The following is a 22,112-nucleotide window of genomic DNA, read 5'->3' as shown; positions in this document are numbered from 1 at the left end:
CGTTCCCCCGGATCCTTGGCCAATTCTCAGGTTCTGCGCCAAATGGGCCAGGGTAGACCAGGTTTCGTTGCATTCACGTTGCGTCGGACACATTGTTCCCGCGTCGTGACCGGAGTCGTTGCCGTGTCGTCACACGACCCGTTCGAGGCGACCGGCCGGTAGCCTGAAATCCATGAATCCGATTGTCACACGGTTGATGTCGACGGTCGCCGGCCAGCTGGGCCACCCCAGCGGCCGTCTCGGCAAGGTGGTCGCCCGCGTGCTCAACCGCAGCAACCGCCCCCTGATCGAGGCCGCGGTCACCGCCGCCGAGGTGACACCCACCGACGCGGCCGCCGATATCGGCTTCGGCGGCGGTCTCGGCCTCACCCTACTGCTGGGCCGGGTCGGCACCACCGGCACCGTGACCGGCGTCGAGCTCTCCGCGGACATGCTCGCCAAGGCGCGCGCCGAGTACTCGGCCGACGTGTCCTCCCACCGGCTGCGACTGGTCGAGGGGTCGCTCACCGGGCTGCCCCTGGCGGACGACTCGCTGGACGCCGTAATCACCTGCAACACCATCTATTTCGTACCCGAACTGGACGCGGCTTGCGCGGAGCTGGCCCGTGTCCTGAAGCCGAAGGGCCGCTTGGTGATCGGCATCGGCGATCCGGATGCGATGGCGAAAATGCCCTTCACTCCTTACGGATTCACGCTGCGCCCGGTCACCGAAGTCCGCGCGGCCGTGGAACGGGCCGGCCTCACGGTCGATCAGCGCGAGGTCACCAGCAGGCCGATGACAGGCCACCTGCTCATCGCCCGCCCGGCCTGATGAGAGCCGGCCGCATTCCTGACGCGGTCAGCTCACGGTCACCCCGTGAGCTCGAGCGAGCGCGGGTAATCCCTCCGCCCAGCCATAGCCGATCGCGCGGAGGCCCCACAACGACACTCCGTTGACAACGTGCCGGAACAACTCCGCGACTACGATCGCACGGATGTCCGGAGCGGCGCGCGGCGTGAATGACCACGCGCCCACCGCACAATCGACCTGTATATGGGCATAACTCAGCGCGGCCCAGCTCAGCCCGGCGTCCACATCCATGTTGACGGCGATCGCGATCCGCTGAACCCGCGGCGGGAGCGCAGCCAATCGCAGCTCGGCCCGCTCGACGACATGCGGTCCTTCCGACTGTTTACCCAGCAGCTGCACGGAGCCGTCCACAGAGCTCGGCTGACCATAGAAGATGAAGTCCACATCGGAGGCGACGTGCGCCGAAGGGTCACCCAGCAAGAGCGTCAGGTCGGCATCAGCTCCCCCGAAGGCACAAGTGATCTGCAAGCGATCCGAGGCGGGCTCTGGCAGCGAAACCATCTGACCTGGAGCGAGAAGTATTGGTGCGCAATCGTTTAGATTATCCGAGGCGCCACGAGGCGGTTGGACCGGTTGGTTCCGCCACTCCGCAAACGAACGAAATGCGTAGGGATCCGTAGATGACCCGACCGAGCGGCTCTGGTTGTCCAGCAGATCACCGTCGATGCCACCGAGCATGACATCGTCCGGTCCGGAGTCGTCCTGGGCGTGATCGAGCAAACTTCGCAAACCCGGCAGATTGTCTATATCGAGTGCTTTGATCGTCCTTGCGGTGCGACCGGATGCCGAGGTCGTAATCGAACACGCGACATCCTCGCCGATATCCAGAAACCGCAGCGCGTCGTTCGGGTATCTCCATTGAACGCGCGCGACCGCATCGCGTGACCATCGCCCGTAGGCCACGAATCCCAGCCGCTGCGTATCGGGAAGCCGCGAGAGCACGGCGAGGTCGATCGCTGTTATGCCAGGCGCGACCGCGAAACCTTCGAGCAGTGTGCCGATGACGTTGGACCCCATCGCAGTGAGCCACCACAGCGCACGGTCCCGCTTGGTGAGGGCCTTCAGCATCAGCCGACCGGACGGGGTGAACCCAGGCGCCTGGTCGGGCAGAGAATCGATGTCGGGTTGCCGCATCACCACGGACAGCACCGAGCCGTCCACCCCGACAGCGCAACCCGCAGCCGGGTTGTCGGAGAACGCCAGATTTACTGCCTCGCAAACAGTTCCCTCGTCGTTCGAGACGATATGCTGCCACCACACTGCGGCGTCGGTGATCAACTGCTGGTGCACCGCTTCGAGCCGCTGTTGTTCCTCCATCGAGTACCGGCGAGCGTCTTCGTCCGCTCGTTGTTTCGCGGCGGCTCGATCGCTGCGCGCCAGCATTCCGATTCCGGAGAGGTGGAAGGCGCGAGCGGCGGCCAACACACGAGCCGGTTCCGGCAGCGGCGGATTCGGAATCACCGGCGGCCGCGCGGGTTCGAAATGCTGCAGGTGCACGCTCGTCATCTGCAAACGCAATCGCTGCAGCTGCTCGATCAACGCGGCGCGTTCAGCTTCCTGCTGAGCGCGTTCGGCCTGCCTGCGCGCCCGTTCGAGCTGCGCCGGAGATGGCAGCGCCGCGCGCGGACGTGACGACCGCCGCTGGCCGGTACTGCCGCGCCTGCCACCGCTGAGCGACGTGGAAGCGAAGAAAGGACCGAATCCTGAGGACACCCGAGTTCTGCCCGCGCCCATACTGACCCTTGCGATGCGTGGACCCACGGAAGTCCGTACGCCACGGGTCGATACCCGCACGCTCATCCCCGGAACGCCGACACGGAACCCGAAGCTCACGACTCGCTCCTCACCCGAGGCCGGTCCCCCATCAACTTCCCGGCGCTGACAGAAATTGCTCGAATGATGCTATGCGGCAACCGATGCCACCGTCATGACGGATTGTGCCGACATGGAGGAGAGCAGGTTCGGGGCTCTCAGTCGTCGTAGTGGCGGCCTACCTGGACGATCGCCACTTCGGTGTCGGTGACGTAGTAGATGAGGCGGTGTTCGTGAGTTATGCGGCGGGACCAGTGGCCTGCCAGCTGGTGACGCAAGGGCTCGGGTTTGCCGATCCCGCTGAACGGGTCGGACAGGACAGCGTCGATCATCTTGTTCGCGGCTCGCAGCACCTGGCGATCGCGGGTCAGCCAGCTTTCGTAGCTGCGGCACCCTTGGGCGGTGAAGGTCAGCTTGCGGTCGGGCACGTGGTCACGCTCCCGAGTTCTCGACTGCCTCCGATAGCCGTTCACCCAATAGGTCGTGGATGACTTCTGGCGTAGCACCTCGTCTGATCAACTCCGACAACAGCAGGCGAATGACTTCGGCCTCCGCGCTCTCGCCCTCCCCATCCTCCGGGGACGCGGGCTCGGCCGCGTCGGGGTCGATCAGTGCGCGTACGACCGTGCGGCCGGCGCGCGCGTCGGCCGCAGACTTCAACAGTTGGATCCCGCCGTGGGTTTGCAGAACGTAGAGGGTCTCCATGAGCGAGTTCCAGTCGGCCTCGGCGACGAGGACCGCGTTCTCGCCGGTCTTTGTGACCACGGTGAGGGTGTCGTGGTCGTCGTTGACCTGCTTCACGAAGCCGAACAGATTTTCGCGGACCTTGGAGATCGGCAACGACGGCATCGGTTCATCCTCCCTCAGGTTGCTGTACAACATAGCGTACAACTCCTCCGTACAACATGTTGTACAAGCAGGTAACCGGGTACAGCTGTGCCCCATACCTTTCCGGTATGGGGCACAGCTCTGCGTCGACGTCAGGGGACGAGGACGTCCAGTGCGCCGGCGTGGGCGCGGAACAAGGCCGGGAGCAATCCGGCCGGGTCGCCGTCCGCCGTGGCGGGTGCGCCCGGGGCGGTGAGGCGGATCTCGCGGGCCTGGTACTGGACCGCGGCCGGGTGGTCGATGCGCTTGCCCGAGGACAGGGTCGGGAGCAGGCGCAGCATTTCCAGGCGGGACATGGCGCCGACGACGGTGAGGTCGAGCAGGCCGTCGTCGATCTGGGCGTCGGGGGTGATGAGCATGCCGCCGCCGTAGGTGCGCGTGTTGCCGACCGCCACCATGACCGCGTCGAGTTCGAGGACCGTGCCGTCCGGGTGGTCGGGCGAACCGGTCAGTTCGATGCGGTACGGCACCGCCAGCTTGCCCGCGAGTTCGAGCAGGGCGGCGACGGTGTAGCGCATGGGTCCGTTGGGCCAGCGCAAGGCGTTGGCGCGCAGGGTGACCCGGGCGTCGAGGCCGGTGCCGGTGACAGTGGCGAACCAGATGGCGCGCCCCGACTCCTCGGTCTCGACCGTGCCGAGGTCGATGGCGCGGGTGCGGCCGTCCAGGATGGTGGCCACCGCGGCGGCGGTGTCGTCGGGGACGCCGAGTTCGCGGGCCAGGTCGTTGCCGGTGCCGCCGGGGATCAGGCCCAGCGGGACACCGGTGCCGACCAGGGCCTGCAACACGACGCCGACCAGGCCGTCGCCGCCCGCGGCGACGACGGCGTCGGGGCGGGCGTCCGGATCGGCGAGGGCCTTGCGGACCAGACGTTCGCTCTCGGCGGCCGAGTCACCGAGGATCTCGGTGACCTCGACGCCGAACTCGGCGAACCGGTTGGCCGCCTCCACGGCGACCAGCGCGCCCTTGCCGTGCCCGGACAGCGGGTTGGTCACCAGGGCGATGGAGCGGATGGTTCTCACGGAATCAGCTTCCCAGGGTTGAGGATTCCGGTGGGGTCGACGGCGTTCTTCACCGCGCGCAGCACCTGGACGCCCAGGTCACCGATCTCGTCGGTCATCCACGGGCGGTGATCCGCGCCGATGGCGTGATGGTGGGTGATGGTGCCGCCGGCGGCCACGATGGCGTCGCCCGCGGCCTTCTTGGCCACGGCCCAGCCCGCGATCGGGTCCTCCGCCTGCTTGGCGACGATGGTGAAGTACAGCGAGGCGCCGGTCGGGTAGGTGTGCGAGATATGGCACATGACCAGGGCCGGTTGGCCGAGCGCGTCGACCAGCGCCGCGGTCACCCGCTCCTTCAGATTGGCGAGGTTGCTCCAGGTGGTGGCGGTTTCCAGGGTCTCGCACAGCACACCGACGTCCAGCAGCGCGTCGCGCAGGTAGGGGGCGGCGAAGCGGCCGTGCTCCCATTCCTTGGCCGGGGCCTCGCCCAGCGCGGTGCCGCCGGCGGCGGCCAGCAGGGCGGCGGCCTCGGCGCTGCGGGCGGTGACGTGCGCGGCGGTGCCCTCGAAGGTGGTGACGGCGAGGCAGCCGCCGACGGCCGCGCCGCCGATGTCCCCGGCGCGGGCCAGGTTCAGGCCGGTCTCGGCCTCGTCGGACAACCGCATGACGGTCGGGGCGGCCCCGGCCTGGATGACCGCGCGCAGGGCGTTGACTCCGGTGGTGAAGTCGGGGAAGGACCAGGCCTGATAGCCGGTGGTCTCGGCGACCGGGTGCACGCGCAGGGTGACCTCGGTGATGATGCCGAGCGCGCCCTCGGAGCCGGAGAACAGTTCGCGCAGATCGGGTCCGGCGGCGGAGGCGGGGGCGCGGCCCAGGTCGAGATCGCCCGTGGGGGTGGCGACCTTGAAGCGCTGGATCATGTCGTCGAAGCGCCCGTACCCGGCCGAGGCCTGGCCCGAGGACCGGGTGGCCGCGAAGCCGCCGATGGTGGCGTATTCGAAGCTCTGCGGGAAGTGGCCGAGCGAAAGGCCGTGGCGGGCAAGCAGTTCCTCGGCCTGCGGACCGGACAGGCCCGCACCGAGGGTGGCGGTGCCGCTGATCGGGTCGACGTCGGTGAGGGTGTCGAGGCGGCGCAGGTCCAGGGCGAGGACGGCGCCGAAGCCGCCGCGCGCGGGATCGAGGCCGCCGACGACGCTGGTGCCGCCGCCGAAGGGAACGACCGCGATGGCATTGGCGGCGCAGTACTTCAGGACGGCGAGGACCTGGTCGTGATCGGCGGGGAAGACGACGGCGTCGGGCGCGTCCTGCTCCCCGTCTGCGCGGCGGCGCAGCAGGTCGGGGGTGGATTTGCCGCCGGCGCGGAGCAGCCGGTCGCGGTGGTCGACGGACACGTGCTCGGTTCCGACCACGGCGACGAGCCCGGCGTGCTGTTCCGGTGCGAGGGCGGAGGCGCGCAGCGGCACGTCGCCCTCATCGCGACGGGTCACCGGCTCGCCGGACACCCCGAAAACCTGCGTGAGCAGTCCCCGGATCTGGTCGGACAGTGGTTTGTGTCCGGCCGGGGAGCCCCAGGCGTCCCACACCATACTCGGGCGGACCTGCGGCTCGCCCGAGTTTGCGGTGGATGCGGAAGCTGCTTGTGTGTCGACCATGCGTTACAGTGTGACATAGAATGTCAAGCAGTAACGGCAACTACTCTCCCATGGTGGCAACCATGAGCTCTACCGAACCATCTTCCGCCGTCGACCGGGCGATCCTGGACGCGGCGCGCGCCTGCGTGGCCGAATTCGGTGTCCGGCGCACCACCCTGACCGAGGTGGCCCGCCGCGCGGGCGTCAGCCGGCCCACCGTGTACCGGCGCTGGCCCGACACCGGTTCCCTGGTGGCCGACCTGCTGGTGCGGGAACTGCGCGAGATCATCGCCGACACCGCCCCCAACTCGGGCACCGCCCGGGAACGCCTGGTCGGCGCGATCGTCGGCGGCGGCTCCATGATCCGGCGGAACCCGCTGTTCGCCAAGATCTTCCGCGCCGACGCCGACGTCATGCAGACCTACGTCTTCGAACGCCTGGGCCGCAACCAGCGCGCCCTCATCGACCTGTTCGCCGGAGGGATCCGGGAAGGCCAGGCCGACAACTCGATTCGTGACGGCGATCCGGCGCACATGGCCGCCATGCTCCTGCTCATCGCCCAATCCGCGGTCCAGTCCGCGTCCGCCTTCGCCGTGGCGGTCGACAGCGACCACCTCGACGCCGAACTGACCCACGCCCTGCACGGCTACCTCACGCCCGCCCCCGGCGAATCCGGCCCGCGATGAACGCGTCCGGCGACCGAATCCCGCGCCCGCGAACCGATTCCGTCCACGCGGACGGGGTCGGTGCGGGCACGGGACGGGCGCCGGATCCGCGGACGGATCGGCACTCCGGCGGCGCGACGCCACGAGCTCATCCCCATCCATCGACACCGCCACGAAAGGCCCTGACATGACCAGCAATTCAGCTCCGTCCAGTTCCGCGCTCAATCGCGAGCGACGGCAGCGGGAACTGACCGCGCTGGGCGACGGGTCCGCGATCGACATGCTGGTGATCGGCGGCGGCATCACGGGTGTCGGCGTGGCGCTGGACGCCGCGGCGCGCGGGCTGCGCACGGTCCTGGTGGAGAAGCACGACTTCGCGTTCGGCACCAGCCGGTGGAGCTCCAAACTGGTGCACGGCGGGCTGCGGTACCTGGCCAGCGGCGGGGTCGGGATCGCGCACGAGAGCGCGGTCGAGCGCGACATCCTGCTGACCCGCACCGCCCCGCACCTGACCCGGGCGCTGCCGCAGGTGGTGCCGCTGCTGCCGAGTATCGGCGCGGCGCAGAAGCTGCTGGTGCGCACCGGATTCCTGGCCGGTGACGTGCTGCGCCGCACGGCCGGGACCCCGGCGTCGGTGCTGCCGCGCTCGCGGCGGGTGGCGGCCGCGGAGGCGCTGCGGCTGGCCCCGACCGTGCGGCGGTCCGGATTGCGCGGCGGATTGCTGGCCTGGGACGGGCAATTGGTGGACGACGCGCGACTGGTGATGGCCATCGCCCGCACCGCGGCGCGGGAGGGCGCGACGGTGCTGACCCGGGTAGAGGCCGTCGACGTCACCGGCGCCTCGGCCACGCTGCGGGACACGCTGACCGGTGAAACCCTGTCCGTGACAGCGCGTTCGGTGGTGAACGCCACCGGCGTGTGGGCCGATCAGGTGGATCCGAGCATCGAGTTGCGGCCCTCGCGCGGCACCCACCTGGTGTTCGACGCGGCCGCGTTCGGCGGCCTGACCGCCTCGCTGACGGTGCCGATCCCGGGCAGCACCAGCCGTTTCATCTTCGCGTTCCCGGCCGCGCACAACCGGGTGTACCTGGGCCTCACCGACGAGGAGGCGCCCGGCCCGGTGCCGGACGTCCCGCACGCCACCGACGGCGAGATCGACTTCCTGCTCGACACCGTGAACACCGTGCTGCGGGAGCCGTTGCGCCGCAGCGATATCCGCGGCAGCTTCGCCGGCCTGCGGCCGCTGCTGCGCACCGGCGACGACAGCACCGCCGACATCTCCCGCGAGCACGCGGTGCTGACCTCCCCCACCGGCGTGATCACCGTGGTCGGCGGCAAGCTCACCACCTATCGGAAGATGGCCGAGGACGCGGTGGACGCGGCCGTCGGCCACGCGCGACTGTCCGCCGGGCAGTGCCGCACTCGCGCGCTGCCGCTGGTGGGCGCGGTCTCCGGTGCGGAGCGCGATGCCATCGAGGCCCCGCCGCGCCTGGTCGAGCGCTACGGCAGCGAGGCGGCCGCGGTGCTGGAACTGGCTCGCCAACATCCGACGCTGGCGGCGGAGGTCGCCCCCGGCATGGATGTCACCGGGGCCGAATTCGCTTACGCGGTCAGCCATGAGGGCGCGCTGGACGCATCCGATCTGCTCGACCGCCGGACCCGGATCGGCCTGGTCGACACCGACCGCAAGGCCGCCGAACCGGCCGCGCTGGCCGCCTTCCTGTAGTTCCCATCCGCCGTCCGCGCGTCTGGCGGCCCCGCGTATGGGCGTTCTCTGGGAAGGGCCCGTGGTCGTGGCCGCGACGGTCACCAGGCAGCGCGGCGGTCAGCGAGACACACACGGCCGCCGAATGGGGACGCTGCGCCAGCCAGCCAGGCACACATGGCGGTCGGTCAGACACAGCACGGCTGCCATCTGGGGATGGTGCGCCGACCGGCCGGGCACAGCACGGCGGTCAGCCAGACACAGCGCGGCGGCCAGCCGGGGCAGCGGTCAGCCGGTGACGGCGCAGCCCGATCCGGTGGGCAGTCCGGTGCCGACCTGGATGTCGACGTAGGGGAAGACGTCCGGGGAGCCGGCGTGGCGCTGCCAGATCTGCAGGCGGTGCGGTCCGGGCGTGGTGGGGCTCCAGCGGGCCTGCGCCAGCGAGCCGGAGGGGTCGGCGACGGCGAAGGGAATGCTGTTGTCGTAGAACACGACCGGGGTGACCGGGTCGTCGACGATCCCGTCGATGTCGTAGCTGCAACCGGTGCCGTAGTTGGTGGCCGGGCCGAAGCTGATGCCCGGGTCGATGCCGACGCGGGTGCCGGTGGCCCCGGCGGGGGCGGCCAGGGCGGCGAGCGCGGCCACGGTGGCGAGGGTGGCCGCCGAGGCGGTGGTGGTCCTGATGATCGAGCCCGTCATGGTTCGGTCCTCATCGGGTGCCGCCGGGGCCGACTGCCCCGGCACGATGCCTCGATCCTGGCCTCCGGATTGCCGCTTCGGGCCGCATTGCCGCGATCGGACCGATCACGTGTCGCCGCGAACGGCCGTGGAACGGGCCATAGGCACGGGTGTGGAACGGCCATATGCTTGGCTGCGATATTCCGAGCGCGGGGAGAGGGAGGCGCGCATGGGTCGGATTCCGACGGCGGTCGGGGTGATACCCGGGGACGGACTGGTCGCCCGGTTCGGAAGCGTGGTCATCGTCCTGCACGGCGAGAGCCCGTCCACGGACCGCATCCTCGGCGCGGTCGAGACCGCCGCCACCGCGGCCGACCCCGGCATGGCCATCGCCCAGCGCCTGGCCGCCACCGTCTTCACCAGCAGCACCGCCCAGCCCCCGGCCTTCGGCGTGGTCGCCCCCACCGCGGGCGGCATCCTGATCCTGCTGCGCGGCCCGGTCATCGCCACTGTCGACGGGCCCGAGGGCCACCGCGTCCTCTCCGGCGAACGTGCCATGACCTGGGCCGACGAAATCATCCGGGACCCGGTCCGCCGCCTCGTGCTGTCCGCCGACGGCGCGATCGGCGAGGCCCCGCACACCGACCTGCGCGCAGGCGTCGTGCCCGGCGGCGGCGTCGTCCTGCACGCGCCCGTCTCCGGACTCCCGTCCCAGCGCGGCGGCGACGCGCCCGCGCAGGCCGCGCACCGTCCCACACCGGACTCCGCTCCCCCGCACCAGCGCGCCCCCGATCACCGGCCCCCGACCCAATCCGCCCCGGCGACTCGACACCCGTCGGGTCCAATCGTCACGTCCGGTCCCGCCCCGGCGTCCCGTCCCGTCCCGGCGTCCGGCCACACCCCGGTCTCCGGTCCGGTCGCGACGTCCGGCCCGTTCGGGGCGTCCGCCCCGGCCACCCAGCACACGCCTGCCCAGTCGGCCCAGCACGGGTCCACACCGCCGACTCAGCACCCATCCACACCGCCGACTCAGCACACGTCCACGCCGCGCACTGAGCACCCATCGACGCCTCCCGCCCAGCACGCTTCCGCGCCGCCTACCCCGCACGTGCCCGGGCCAGGTTCCGGGCCGAATGTGGAGGTGACCCGCCGGGCCCCTCCACCTGCGCAGTCGCAGACCGGCTTCACCCCCGCTCCTTCGACGGGCGCGGAAGCCGGTCGTGCGCAGCCGGTTTCCCCGCAGGGAGGCGAGTCCATGCCCCAGGCCGGGCCGGCGTATCCCCGGAATGCGGCGACGACTCCGCGCGCCGGTGGCCCCGACCTGTCGAAACAGCCGGCGGCGTCGAAGCCCGCTGAGCGGCGGGACGATCGCCCGGATCCGGAGGAGCAGCCGCCGACGGCCGCCTACGTTCAGGAGCCCGAGGTCGCCGAGACTCGGGCCGGGGGCGGGCCACCGTCCACATCCACGCTGGCGGGCCCGGGCGCCTCGCTGACCAGCGCCGAGGGTGAGACCTATCCGCTGGATCGCCCGTATGTGATCGGGCGCGATCCGATGATCGACGAGGCGGTGCGGCGAGCGGTGGCCTCGCCCATCGTGATCGCGCGCGACCGCCACGTGTCGCGGGTGCACGCGCGCGTGTTCATCGAGAAGGGGCAGGTGTTCGTGCGGGACGCGGGCACGCCGGGCGGCACCTATGTGGCGGCGCCCGGTGCGGCGGACTGGGTTCGGGTCGGTCAGCAGCCGATGGAGTTGAAGGCGGGCTGGAGCCTGCGGATCGGCGAGCGCATCCTCACCTACCGCACGGCGTGAAGTTCAGTGCAGCGCTGACCAGTCCCCGCGCTGGAGGGCGTCGCGGGCGTTCGGCGGGATCGGGAGGCGGGCGCGGACGGCCTGTCGGGCGGCGGCCACATCGGTCGGGTGGTGGCCGAGGACGATCGCGCCGACCACCCGGCCCTGGGACAGGATCAGGCGACGGTAGGAGGGCCGCGGCGACCCGTCGACGACGATCACCTCGTCGTGTCGTTCGGGTTCGACCCGGCCGATGCTGAACAGTTCCAGGCCGACGCCCTTGAGGATGGTGGCGGGTGTCTCCGCGGTGAGCACCTGCTGTCCGCCGAGCGCGTTGACGGCGGCGGCCTGCGCCTGTTCGGCCGCGATGGGCCACAAGCCGAGGACGCGGTCGCGGTGTTCGGCGACGTCACCGGCGGCGTACACGTCGGGCGCCGCCGTGCGCATGCGGTCGTCGACGAGAATTCCTCGGCGACACGGGATTCCGGCGCGCAGGGCCAGGTCGGTGTTGGGCTTGATGCCGGTAGCGGTGAGGAAGACCTCGCACGGCAGCACGGTGCCGTCCTTCAACACGACGCCGCGCACCGGATCGGCCCGGTGCCGGTCGGAACCACCCGGCCCACCAGATCCACCCGGCCCACCAGATCCACCCAGCCCGCCGGGTCCGCCGGTGCCGCCGGTGCCGCCGGTGCCGGAATCGCCTGTCAGCGCGGCTGTTTCGGCCCGATATCGGACTTCGATCCGCGCCCGGGTGAGGTGGTCGGCGACCATGGCGGAGGCACGCGCGTCGAGCTGTTTGCTCAGCAGCCGGGACCCTCGCTCCAGCACGGTGACCCGCAAACCCAGCTGGTGCAGCGCGTACGCGGCCTCGAGCCCGAGCAGGCCGCCGCCCGCGACCACGGCACGGGTGCACGACCGCCGCTGGGCGTAGGCCCGAATATCGAGCGCGTCCCCTGCTTCCCGAAGCACGAAACTGCCCGGCCGGTGCAGGCCCTCGATCTCGGGCAGTGCCGCGGACGCGCCGGTGGCGAGGATCAGCCGGTCGTAGGGCAGCACATCGCCGGTGCCGAGATGAACTCGCCGGGCACGTGGATCGAGATGTGTGACAAGGGTATTGAGCCATGGCGTGATCCGGCGATCCTGGTACCACTGCTCGGGTTGCAGGTACAGCCCCTGCATGGCGGAGCGGCCGGGGATGAGCCGGGAGATGCCCATGCGGTTGTAGAAGTCGTGGGATTCCCGCCCGACCAGGTGGATCTCGCAGTCGGGGTGGCCGCGGCGCAGGAAGTCGGCGGCGGTGACGCCCGCGATGCCGGTGCCGATGACGACCAGGCTCACCAGGGAGCGGTCGAAGTGGGCGGGCCGGTCGCCGGTGGCGCGGCCGGGTTGCGGGGTGAGCGAGACGCGCACGCCGCCTTCGTTGACGCGCGCGCAGCAGGCCATGCGGGTGTTGTCGGCGAATCCCAGTCGGCGCAGGGTGTTTCGCTCGTCACCGGTGGGTGCGCACAGTTTGTCGCCGCCGTCGAGAATGGCGACCGGGTCCGCGCCGCAGACGCCCATGCGGCAGCCCGACTCCAGCGGCAGGTTCGCCTTCTCGGCCAGGTCGAGCAGGCTGACACCGATCTCGGCGGCCACGGTGCGGCCGTCGAAGTCCACCGAAGCGCCCGGGGCCGTGGTCTTCTCGGCGTCGCGCGGGCGTGGGAACGGCAGCAGCACCGGTTCGGTGCGCGCGCCGGTGGTGAGCGCGTACTGGAGTTCGCCGACCCGGGTGCGGGCCAGGAACAGCAGCGTCGCCACCAGCACGAGCAGGCTGATCGGCCACCGCAGCCAGGCCACTCCCCCGACACCGGTGACGGTGGTGAACGCCCCGAGCAGCACCGGCCCCGCGAACCAGTAGAAGCCGTTCAACGCGATGGCCGCGTACACCGCCGACAGCACGGCCGCGCTCACCCCGGTCAGCGCCTCGACCGCGAAGTAGACGCCCACCGCGACCAGCACGGCCGCCCCGAGCGCCAGATACCGTTGTGGCACAGCGACACCCGGGTACCCGGCCAGCACCATGAATCCGAGCACGAATCCGGGCAGCGCGGCGGCGAACAGTTTGCGCGGCGCGCTCCAGCCGGGATCCGGGTCGGCCATGTCGGCCTGGTAGGCGGCGCGCGGTTTGAAGTCGAAGCAGTTCTTGGCGCACCCCAGGCACGGCCGGCAGTGGTTGTTGGCGATCGTCACGAACGGCGTCTGCCCGTAGGCGCGCTGCAAGGGGAACAGCGGGCAGATGCTGCTGCACCACCCGCTCTTGCCCTTGAACGCGACGCCGCCGGTGAACGCGGCCAGCAGCACGGTGAAAAGCACTGTGCCCGTCGCGATTCCGCTGCGATCCAGTCCGGCCACCCGGGATCCGGCGATGCCGAAGAACAGGGCGACCGCGATCAGATACCCGCGCTGCTGCAACCAGGCCGGCGCCGTCGCCCCGCGGGTGAAGCGCAGCAGCCGGGGCAGCTGATTGGTGGCCGCGAGCGGACAGGTGTTGCGCCACAGGCCCGGTGCGATCAGGAACAGCCCGGGCAGCAGCGGCACCACGATCTTGAAGAAGACGAACAACCCGCCCGCGGGCCGCACGAACAGCGTGACGATCAACGCCAGGTACGCGGTGATGCTCAGCACGCGCACGCCCTGCCAGACCCGCAGCGGGATCCGGCTGGGCAGTTCGGTGAAGGCGGGGAACAGGTTCCGCTGCCCGGTGGGGTCGAGGCCGAGGACCCGGTTGGCGACCGCCACCCAGCCGGGCGGCGGCGTGGGTTCGGCGCCGGGCGGCCGGGGAATCACGCCGGAGGGCCCGAGCACGGTCTCGGATCCGTCGAAGCCTTCGGGTTCGGCGGTGGGCATGTGCAGCACCAGGATCTCGCAGCGTCCCAGCCGCACCACGTCGCCGGTCATCAGTTCGCGCCGCCCGGTCAATGCCACCCCGTTGACGGTGGTGCCGTTGCGGCTGCCCAGGTCGACCACGGACAGCGCGGTCGGCGTGGGCACCAGCCGCAGGTGCTGCCGGGACACCCCGCCGTCGGCGAGCACCTCGTGGCTGCCGTCGCGTCCGAACACGATGGGCCCGTCCAGCATGCGCCGCCGCGCGGGCCGTCCCCATTCGCGGATCTCGATGACCGGCCGACCAGCCATGCTCCCACCCCTTCCCCGGCGCGGTCCCCGATCGCGCCGCGCTCGTGCTTATATCGCCGTTTTCCGGGCTCACCATTACCGTCGAGGCGCTTCGTCCCGCATCCGGACGTGTTCGCGTCGGCCCGCGAACCTCAGGCGCGCTCCCGTAGTCGCTGCACCCGCACGTAGCGGTACCGTTTCCCGACCCGCCGGCACCCGGTCGCGAGCGCCAGTCCCGTCGCCGCACCGCCTGCGGCACAGGCGATCACGCCGAGCGGGGTGGGTTCCCGCCCGGGCAGCACCCACGCCGCACCGACGGCCGCGACGCCCAGTAGTCCCATACTGATGGCCAACCCGACGGTCGACGCGAACCGGGCACTCCCGCGCCGCAGCGTCCGCGCGTTCGATTCGGCATAGGCAGCGGCGAACAGCAGCAGCAATGCCAGCCCGACCCCGGTCGCCGTGGTGGTCGCGGGCTGCCGCGTCCGCACCCCGAACCGGTAGGCGGCCGTCTCGGAACCATTGCGGGACAACGACAATTCCCCGGTCAACCGTCCCGCCAGCACATACCGGTTCACCGGCGCGGCCACGTCCCCGGCCCCACCGGCCAGCGCCGTCTCCGCGCCCCCGGCCCGCAGCCCGAGCACATTCACCGACAGCTTCGCGCCGTCGGCCGCCCCACTCGACACCGTGATCGGCACCGGCTCCGACAAATCCAGCACCACGGTCTCCACGGCCGGATCGACCCCACCGATCCGCACCACCCCCACCGGTGGCGCCTCCCGCCCCACCGCCCCGATCCCCAGCACCGCCGCCCCGCCGGTCACCACCGCCAGCAGCCCCGCCACCAGGAACGGAACCCGAGGCGACGGCAAGTTCACGACCTGCTGCACCGGCACCAGATCCGCCCGCGCCACCTCTACCAGCCGCACCCCTCCGTGCTGGATCGGCTCCCGAGGCCGAATCCGCTCCAGCGGCGCCGTCGACCCCGGCCTGAACCCGCGACCCGCCGAAGGCATGCCTCCCCGGTCGATCGGCGGCATCGTTCCACCGCGACCGGGCGGGATCCCCGGTTCCTGCCCGGCGCGCACCGTCGGCGCGGACCTTCGATCGGCGGGAAACGCGGCACGGGAAGCGTTCTCGGCCGCGCTCGTCGGCCCGAATCGTGTCGACGCCCCGTCCGCGCCGCTCGGCGATCGGCGCGTTTCTCCGGATGCCGCCGAGCCGCCGGTCGCGGTGTCGGGCGTCTGCTGCGACCGGATCGGTTGCGGCCCAGGTGTTGTCGGACCGGATCCGGCATCGCGAGTCCGCACGCCAGGCGCCTGAGACCCGGGCTGCGAACCTCGCGGCGGTGTCGTCCGACCGGGCGCGGGCATCCCTGGGCCGGGTGGTGGTGTCACAGGGCCCGAAGGACGACCGGGCTCAGGCGGCATCCCCGGACCGGAACACATCCCCGGGCTGGATCGCGTACGCGGGCCCGGCTGCCGTCCGAAGCCGGGTTGCGGGGTGAAGGGGTCCGGCTGCCCGTACCCCGGAGGCGGGGTGTGCGAGCCGGCCGGTCCGCGGGGTCCGCCCGTCGCCGCCGCGATGATGGTGTCGGCGCCGATGACCGGGATGCCCACGGGGGTGAGCCAATTCGCGCCCCAGAAGTGGGCGGCGGTTTCGGCGATGGCGATGCCGAAGGTTTCGGCGGTGTCGTAGCGTTCGGCCGGGTCGGAGGCGAGGCCGCGCATGACGGCCTCGGCGATGGGGTGGGGGACGAAGGGGGCGGCCTCGGTGAGGGGGACGGGGTCGGAGTAGGCGTGGGCGAAGAGCAGGGCCAGCGCGTCGGATCCGGTCGGGAAGGGCAGGACGCCGGAGAGGAGCTGGTAGAGCATGGTGGCCAGGGCATAGACATCGGTGGCCGGCGAGAGCCCTTGGCCGCGAACCTGTTCGGGGGCGATGTAGGAGGGGGTGCCGATGATCTCGCCCGTCTTGGTGACCAGGGTGTCCTCGCCGCCGACGATCTTGGCGATGCCGAAGTCGGTGAGCTTGAGCGTCCCGTTGGCGGCGAACATCAGGTTGGAGGGTTTGACGTCGCGGTGCAGGATGCCGCTGCGGTGCGCGGCGTCCAGCCCGGCCGCGCAGGACAGCGCGACCGCGACCGCGGCGGTGGCCTCGAATCCCGCGGTGATGAAACGGTTCTCGACAGTCCCGCCGGGCAGGTATTCGAGGACCAGCAGGCACAGATCGTCGTGTTCGATGTAGTCGTAGACCGGCACCACGTGCGGGTGGTCGAGCGCCGCCATCACCCGCGCCTCGTCGACGAACCGCCGCCGCACCTGCATGTCGTCGGCGAAATGCGGCGGGATCTGTTTGATGGCGACCCGCCGGTGCAGTCCGCGATGCACCCCGGCCAGCACCACCCCGCACCCGCCGCGCCCGATCTGCCCGCCGATCTCGTACCCGGGCAGCGCGGCCCGCACGCGCGCCACATCGGCGTCGCTGAGATTGCCCGCGCTCATCTCCCCGCGCCCTCCGACCGGAATCCGGTCCCGCCGGGGTCACCGCGTAGCGTCGGCTCGTCGTCCGGATCGGACGTGCCGGGTCGTTGCACACCGGCCGGATACCCGGCGGTCTGCTCACCGGTTCCAGCCGGGGTTGTCCCGCCACCGGGCTTGCCGACAGCGGGCGCACCGCCCGAGGGCAGCAGCGTCTCCGCGCCGACCTCCGGCCGCCCACCCGACTGCGGGGAATGCACCGTGGTGGTGGCGTTTTCGCCGGTGTCGGGCAGCATGGCGGAGGCCAGCGGCCCGCCGCCCGGGTACGCGCCGCCGAACCCGGACTTCGAGATGCGGGTCGTCTCACCGCTCTGGAACGCGGCGGGATCGGGTGTGGGCGCCGGGGCGGGACCGCCCGGGAAAACACGCATCGGCCCGTGCGGCGCACCCGGTCCGGGCTGTGCCGCCGTGCCGGACCCGGCGGGCCCGTAGGGCACGAATTCCGTTGCCGCACCGGACGGCTGATTCCGGATATCGAGGTCGGGATAGGTGCCGCCCGGCCCGACCGGACGCAGGTCGCGGAACGTGCCGCCGTACGGCGGATTCGGGCCCGCCGGCGCGGCCTGGAGCTCCGGTTCGGGCGGGCCGGGGAACGGCATCGGCGCGCCACTCGCCGGGGGCGCGCCCGTGCCGTGCTGCCCGCCGCCGAACGGCACACCCATCCCGCGTGGTGGTCCGCCCGGCGGCGCACCGATCCCGACGGGCGCTCCGATGCCGAGGGGCGACCCGGACCCGGCGGGTAAGCCGCGGGCATCGAGTTCCTGTGCGGCGGCGAGATCTTCGGGATCGAGCCCGAGGTCGTCGGATTGCCGCGGCGTGGGCGAGAGGTACCCGGCGAGGAAGAACACGGCCGCCAGCGCCCCGGCCAGTGACAGCCACAGCACGGTGCCCGGCACCCACCACCGGGCCACCGACCCCGTGAACCCGATCATCAGTCCGATGCCGATGCCGGGCGCGAGCAGCCGCAGCCCGCGCTGCCAGCGGTTGGCCGAGAGCCGGTGGCGCGCAACGGTCAAGGCCGCGTCGACGATGGCGAGTCCGGTCAGGACGGCGATGATGATCCCGAACAGTCCGTACACCGAGGCCAGCGACCCGCGCACGTCGACGACGGTGTGCACGGCGGCCAACGGCTTTCCGTCCTGGCCGACGAGGGTCAGGTCGGAGCCGATCAGCCCGGTCGCCTGCCCGTCCAGTCCGGCCGGATCCAGCCGGTAGGTGAGCTTCTCGGTCTTGCCCGCCCCCACCGTCAATTCGACTGTCGTGGAGTAGGAGTAGAAGTTCAGCCCCAGCACGTGCCCGGCGAGGTCGACCCGCCGGATCGACACCGGACCGGACGACTTGTTGGTCACCTCGACGACGACCAGGGACACCTTCTTGGGATCCAGGCGCACCGGATTCCCGGCGTCCGCGCCGCCGATGGCCCGCCCGTCCAGCGTGGCGGTCACGCTGACCCCGCCCGCCGCGCTCGCGGTCGGGGCCGCGAACAGTAGTGCGGCGGCGGCGAATACGACCGCGGCCAGCCCGGCGTGCACCGCCCGGCCCGGTCCCCACATGCTTCGGGCGCCGCGCGCGGTGAGCGGCGGTGCGGTGCGTTCGTTCATCGGGGCCTCCGTGCCGGGAGATGGGAGATCATCCGGTGGCCGTAGAACCAGCCGCCGATGAGCAGGAAGAACACCAGCACCGTCATGGTCGCCGCGCCGCCGCCGACCTGACTGACCAGCACGATGTCCAGCGGCGCGGCCAGTTTCCTGCCGCACTCCGCGGTCACCTCGTGCTGACCGATCTCGGTCCCGCCGGTGGTGAGCGTGGCCTGGAACCCGCCGTCCGCGCCGGCGGTGGTGTCGGCGGCGGCGGCCCCGCCGATCGAAAGCCGCACCGCCGCACCGGGATCACACCCGCTGCCACTGGCCAGCACGGGCGCGCCGGGCGGGACCGCGGGCGGATCGAGCTGCAATCCGGAGACCTGCGGAACGACAGGCGGCTTGGTATCGGTGGTCGGCGGTGTGGTGTCGGTGGTCGGGGGCAGTGTGGTGGTCGTCGTGGGCGGCGGTGGCGGCGCCGCGGTCGTCACCGAGGTGATGGGTGGCGGATTGACACCGCCGGTAGCGCATTGACCGTTCGGGGGCTTGACCGAACCGTCGGGACATCTCGGTGGCTGGGTGGTCGGGCAGTCGCCGTTCGCCGGTTTGACCGACCCGTCCGAGCACGTGATCGGAGGATTCGTGGTGGGGCAGTCACGATTCGGGGGTTTGGTCGAACCGTCCTTGCATGTCACCGGTGGCGGACAGGTGCTCCCGGCAGGCTTGGTCGTGCCGTCCGAACATTTCTCGGGTGTCGGACACGACCCACCGGCGGGCTTCGTCGAACCGTCCGGGCACCTCGTCGGACATTCTCCGGTCGCGGGTTTCTGTGAACCATCCGGGCACGTCGGGTGCTCAGGGCACTCGCCACTCGGCGGCTGCACCGAACCGTCCCAGCAGTACGTGGTTTGCTTCGACGGGCACACGCCGGACGCGGGTTTCACGGTGCCGTCATCGCAGTACACGGGCTTGTTGCAGTCGGTGCCGCAGCCGTCGCGGGTGCCTGTGTCGTCACAGCTGTGGCCGCACTGCTGCTTCTTGCTGTCGCCGCCGCAGTTCTCGGCGACGGCGCATCTCGGTGGATTCGTCGTGGTAGGTGCGACTTTCACCGGCGGGCCGCCCTGGGGTGCGGGCTGCGGGACGGTGGTGGTGATCGGCGCCGGGGCGCTGATTCCCGGGTTGGCCCAACCGATTCCGGCCGGGAGCCCGAGCGCGAGCAGCGCTGCGAGCAGGAGAACAAGGTGTAAGGTCCGGGGTGAAAATCTCACCGCGCGGGCCAGTTTCGCGTGCCGGTCCCCACCAGCACGCCGAGTGGAATTCAGTGAAGTATTCATTCGGCGTGACCTCGCTTGTTCGATGGTAAGGCCAACCGCGCCCCCGCCGCCCTGTCTATCGCTGTGGTGATCACGCCCGTTCACACTCGGGACCGACCGGTCCGCTGGGTCTCAGGTACCGCGCCCTACGATGGCGATGACCGACTGGGACGCTCCATCGCGCCGAGAGGACAATCGTCACCATGCATCGAGCCGCGCCTGTGAGCGATATCGACGAGTCCGCGCTCCAGGTCACGGCTCCGAAGACCGAGGCCGCGGGGGTCAGGGCGGTCACCGTCGCCCTGGAGCGCGCGGTCGAGGAGATGGGCGTGGTGCGCACGGCGCGCACGCTGGCCCGGGTGAATCAGCGCCACGGCTTCGACTGTCCGGGATGCGCCTGGCCGGAACCGACCGGTCGGCGTCGCCCCGCCGAGTTCTGTGAGAACGGCGCGAAGGCCGTCGCCGAGGAGGCGACCCTGCGCACGGTCACCCCCGAGTTCTTCGCCGCCCACTCCCTCGACGACCTGGCCGCCAAGTCCGGCTACTGGCTCGGGCAACAGGGCCGGCTCACCCATCCGATGGTGCTGCGCGAGGGCGACACCCACTACTCCCCCATCGACTGGGACGACGCCTACCGCCTGATCGCCGACGCCCTGCGCGGCCTGGACTCCCCCGACGAAGCCGTCTTCTACACCTCCGGCCGCACCGCCAACGAGACCGCCTTCCTCTACCAGCTGCTGGTCCGCGCCTACGGCACCAACAATCTGCCCGACTGCTCGAACATGTGCCACGAGTCCTCGGGCACCGCCCTGGTCAGCTCGATCGGCATCGGCAAGGGCTCGGTCACCATCGACGACTTCACCAAGGCCGACCTGATCATCGTGGCCGGGCAGAACCCGGGCACCAACCACCCCCGCATGCTGTCGGCGCTGGGTGAGGCGAAGGCGCACGGCGCGAAGGTGATCGCGGTCAACCCGCTACCCGAGACCGGACTCATCGGCTTCAAGGACCCGCAGACCGTCAAGGGCTTCACCGGCGGCATCAGCATCGCCGACGACTTCCTGCAGATCCGCCTGGGCGGCGATATGGCCCTGTTCCAGGGCCTGGCCAAGCTGCTGTTCGACGCCGAGGACCGCGCGCCCGGCACCGTGGTGGACCGCGCCTTCGTGGACGCGCACACCGCGGGCTTCGCCGACTACGAGAAGCACATGCGCGCCGTCGATCTCCACACGGTCATCGAAGCCACCGGGCTGTCGCGCCAAGACCTCGACCGCACCGCGACGCTGCTGGCCGAGTCGAAGTCGACCATCATCTGCTGGGCCATGGGCCTGACCCAGCAGGTGCACGGCGTCGCCACCATCGAGGAGGCCACCAATCTCCTGCTGCTGCGCGGCATGATCGGCAAGCCCGGCGCGGGCGTGTGCCCGGTGCGCGGCCACTCCAATGTGCAGGGCGACCGCACCATGGGCATCTGGGAGAAGATGCCCGAACCGTTCCTGGCCGCCCTGGACCGCGAATTCGGCATCACCAGCCCCCGCACCCACGGCTACGACACCGTGAACGCCATCCGCGCCATGCGCGACGGCCGCGGCAAGGTGTTCTTCGGCATGGGCGGCAATTTCGTGTCGGCCACCCCCGACACCGAGGTCACCGAGGCCGCGCTGCGCACGTGCGCTCTCACCGTGCAGGTTTCGACGAAGCTCAACCGCAGCCACGTCGTGCACGGCCGCACCGCGCTGATCCTGCCGACACTGGGCCGCACCGACGAAGACGTCCAGGACGGTGTGCGCCAACAGGTTTCGGTCGAGGACTCGATGTCCATGGTGCACCTGTCGACCGGCCGCCTGACCCCGGTCAGCGATCAGCTGCGCAGTGAGGTCGCCATCGTGTGCGAGCTCGCCCAGGAGTTGTTCGGACCCGAGCACGAGGTCCCGTGGGGCGTGTTCCGCCGCGACTACGACCGGATCCGCGACGCCATCGCGCAGGTCGTGCCCGGCTGCGCCGACTACAACGCGAAAGTGCGCGGCCGCAACGGATTCCAGCTCCCGCACCCGCCGCGCGACGCCCGCGAGTTCCGCACCGCCACCGGCAAGGCCAATTTCGCGGTCAACGATCTGCACTGGCTGCCCGTCCCCGCGGACCGCCTCATCCTGCAGACCCTGCGCAGCCATGACCAGTACAACACCACCATCTACGGCCTCGACGACCGCTACCGCGGCATCCACAACGGCCGCCGGGTGGTGCTGGTCAACCCGGCCGACATCACCGCGCTCGGATTCACCGAGGGCGACCTGGTGGACGTCGTCTCCGAGTTCGAGGACGGCACCGAGCGCAGCGTCGCCGGGTTCCGCCTGGTCGGCTACCCGACCCCGCGCGGCAATGCCGCCGCCTACTATCCGGAGACCAACCCCCTGATCCCCCTGGACCACGTCGCGAAACGCTCCAACACGCCCGTCTCCAAGGCGGTCACCATCCGTTTCGAACCGCACACCCACATCACCGCATGAACC

General features: G+C 71.0%; 15 protein-coding genes. 5 read left to right on the top strand and 10 right to left on the bottom strand.

The genetic code is table 11. The features are described 5' to 3' along the window. The first annotated feature begins 172 nt into the window (after nt 1–172). A complete protein-coding gene (locus ACFYTS_RS03990) occupies nt 173–811 on the top strand; it encodes a class I SAM-dependent methyltransferase (RefSeq protein WP_387301186.1) in 639 nt (212 codons plus the stop codon). Between the two features lie 27 nt (nt 812–838). Here ACFYTS_RS03990 and ACFYTS_RS03985 read toward each other — a convergent pair whose 3' ends face one another. From ACFYTS_RS03985 to ACFYTS_RS03965, 5 genes are all read right to left on the bottom strand, one after another. Beyond that, nucleotides 839–2,683 carry a TerD family protein gene (locus ACFYTS_RS03985; RefSeq protein WP_387301184.1) on the bottom strand — a complete coding sequence of 615 codons (1,845 nt, stop codon included), beginning with the start codon at nt 2,681–2,683 and terminating at the stop codon, nt 839–841. Between the two features lie 137 nt (nt 2,684–2,820). Further along, on the bottom strand, nt 2,821–3,090 hold the full coding sequence (locus ACFYTS_RS03980) for a Txe/YoeB family addiction module toxin (RefSeq protein ID WP_387301182.1): 270 nt from the start codon (nt 3,088–3,090) through the stop codon (nt 2,821–2,823). A 4-nt stretch (nt 3,091–3,094) separates the two neighbouring features. Then, nucleotides 3,095–3,544 (bottom strand): type II toxin-antitoxin system Phd/YefM family antitoxin, encoded by a 450-nt coding sequence (locus tag ACFYTS_RS03975; protein WP_387301180.1) that lies wholly within the window; start codon nt 3,542–3,544, stop codon nt 3,095–3,097. A 98-nt stretch (nt 3,545–3,642) separates the two neighbouring features. Beyond that, a complete protein-coding gene (locus ACFYTS_RS03970; RefSeq protein WP_387301178.1) occupies nt 3,643–4,569 on the bottom strand; it encodes a diacylglycerol/lipid kinase family protein in 927 nt (308 codons plus the stop codon). Further along, nucleotides 4,566–6,200 (bottom strand): FAD-binding oxidoreductase, encoded by a 1,635-nt coding sequence (locus tag ACFYTS_RS03965; RefSeq protein WP_387301176.1) that lies wholly within the window; start codon nt 6,198–6,200, stop codon nt 4,566–4,568. Before ACFYTS_RS03965 ends, ACFYTS_RS03970 begins: the two co-directional genes overlap by 4 nt. Nucleotides 6,201–6,262: 62 nt before the next feature. Here ACFYTS_RS03965 and ACFYTS_RS03960 point away from each other — a divergent pair, with 62 nt between their 5' ends. Both ACFYTS_RS03960 and ACFYTS_RS03955 read left to right on the top strand, forming a co-directional pair. Further along, on the top strand, nt 6,263–6,865 hold the full coding sequence (locus ACFYTS_RS03960) for a TetR/AcrR family transcriptional regulator (RefSeq protein WP_357279807.1): 603 nt from the start codon (nt 6,263–6,265) through the stop codon (nt 6,863–6,865). Between the two features lie 166 nt (nt 6,866–7,031). Beyond that, nucleotides 7,032–8,570, top strand: a complete 1,539-nt coding sequence (locus ACFYTS_RS03955; RefSeq protein WP_387301174.1) for a glycerol-3-phosphate dehydrogenase/oxidase — start codon at nt 7,032–7,034, stop codon at nt 8,568–8,570. 267 nt (nt 8,571–8,837) lie between these two features. Here the strand turns inward: ACFYTS_RS03955 and ACFYTS_RS03950 are convergent, their stop codons facing one another. Beyond that, complete coding sequence (locus ACFYTS_RS03950) at nt 8,838–9,248, bottom strand: hypothetical protein (RefSeq protein ID WP_387301172.1); 411 nt, start codon at nt 9,246–9,248, stop codon at nt 8,838–8,840. Nucleotides 9,249–9,456: 208 nt separating this feature from the next. Here ACFYTS_RS03950 and ACFYTS_RS03945 point away from each other — a divergent pair, with 208 nt between their 5' ends. Continuing rightward, nucleotides 9,457–11,037: an FHA domain-containing protein gene (locus ACFYTS_RS03945; RefSeq protein WP_387301170.1), complete on the top strand. Its 1,581-nt coding sequence runs from the start codon at nt 9,457–9,459 to the stop codon at nt 11,035–11,037. 3 nt (nt 11,038–11,040) lie between these two features. Here the strand turns inward: ACFYTS_RS03945 and ACFYTS_RS03940 are convergent, their stop codons facing one another. From ACFYTS_RS03940 to ACFYTS_RS03925, 4 genes are all read right to left on the bottom strand, one after another. Then, nucleotides 11,041–14,190 carry an FAD-dependent oxidoreductase gene (locus ACFYTS_RS03940; RefSeq protein ID WP_387301168.1) on the bottom strand — a complete coding sequence of 1,050 codons (3,150 nt, stop codon included), beginning with the start codon at nt 14,188–14,190 and terminating at the stop codon, nt 11,041–11,043. 131 nt (nt 14,191–14,321) lie between these two features. Continuing rightward, nucleotides 14,322–16,673, bottom strand: coding sequence for a protein kinase (locus ACFYTS_RS03935; RefSeq protein ID WP_387301166.1), 2,352 nt, complete (start codon nt 16,671–16,673; stop codon nt 14,322–14,324). After that, nucleotides 16,670–18,310, bottom strand: a complete 1,641-nt coding sequence (locus ACFYTS_RS03930) for a hypothetical protein (protein ID WP_387301164.1) — start codon at nt 18,308–18,310, stop codon at nt 16,670–16,672. The genes ACFYTS_RS03935 and ACFYTS_RS03930 overlap by 4 nt, the downstream gene beginning before the upstream one ends. Further along, a complete protein-coding gene (locus ACFYTS_RS03925; protein ID WP_387301162.1) occupies nt 18,307–18,780 on the bottom strand; it encodes a hypothetical protein in 474 nt (157 codons plus the stop codon). Before ACFYTS_RS03925 ends, ACFYTS_RS03930 begins: the two co-directional genes overlap by 4 nt. Before the next feature lie 1,025 nt (nt 18,781–19,805). Between ACFYTS_RS03925 and ACFYTS_RS03920 the strand changes: the two genes are divergently transcribed. Then, on the top strand, nt 19,806–22,109 hold the full coding sequence (locus ACFYTS_RS03920) for an FdhF/YdeP family oxidoreductase (RefSeq protein ID WP_387301160.1): 2,304 nt from the start codon (nt 19,806–19,808) through the stop codon (nt 22,107–22,109). Nucleotides 22,110–22,112: the final 3 nt, after the last annotated feature.

This window comes from Nocardia sp. NPDC004151, assembly GCF_042874235.1.
Classification (GTDB): domain Bacteria; phylum Actinomycetota; class Actinomycetes; order Mycobacteriales; family Mycobacteriaceae; genus Nocardia.
Note: the sequence above shows the minus strand (reverse complement) of the source record. Positions and strands in the feature narration are given on the sequence as shown.

Bases quoted from the DNA above. Each gene is read 5' to 3' on its own strand.
- ACFYTS_RS03990 (WP_387301186.1), top strand. From the start codon at position 173: ATGAATCCGATTGTCACACGGTTGATGTCGACGGTCGCCGGCCAGCTG.
- ACFYTS_RS03975 (WP_387301180.1), bottom strand. From the start codon at position 3,544: ATGTTGTACAGCAACCTGAGGGAGGATGAACCGATGCCGTCGTTGCCG.
- ACFYTS_RS03965 (WP_387301176.1), bottom strand. From the start codon at position 6,200: ATGGTCGACACACAAGCAGCTTCCGCATCCACCGCAAACTCGGGCGAG.
- ACFYTS_RS03960 (WP_357279807.1), top strand. From the start codon at position 6,263: ATGAGCTCTACCGAACCATCTTCCGCCGTCGACCGGGCGATCCTGGAC.
- ACFYTS_RS03955 (WP_387301174.1), top strand. From the start codon at position 7,032: ATGACCAGCAATTCAGCTCCGTCCAGTTCCGCGCTCAATCGCGAGCGA.
- ACFYTS_RS03950 (WP_387301172.1), bottom strand. From the start codon at position 9,248: ATGACGGGCTCGATCATCAGGACCACCACCGCCTCGGCGGCCACCCTC.
- ACFYTS_RS03945 (WP_387301170.1), top strand. From the start codon at position 9,457: ATGGGTCGGATTCCGACGGCGGTCGGGGTGATACCCGGGGACGGACTG.
- ACFYTS_RS03940 (WP_387301168.1), bottom strand. From the start codon at position 14,190: ATGGCTGGTCGGCCGGTCATCGAGATCCGCGAATGGGGACGGCCCGCG.
- ACFYTS_RS03935 (WP_387301166.1), bottom strand. From the start codon at position 16,673: ATGAGCGCGGGCAATCTCAGCGACGCCGATGTGGCGCGCGTGCGGGCC.
- ACFYTS_RS03930 (WP_387301164.1), bottom strand. From the start codon at position 18,310: ATGAACGAACGCACCGCACCGCCGCTCACCGCGCGCGGCGCCCGAAGC.
- ACFYTS_RS03920 (WP_387301160.1), top strand. From the start codon at position 19,806: ATGCATCGAGCCGCGCCTGTGAGCGATATCGACGAGTCCGCGCTCCAG.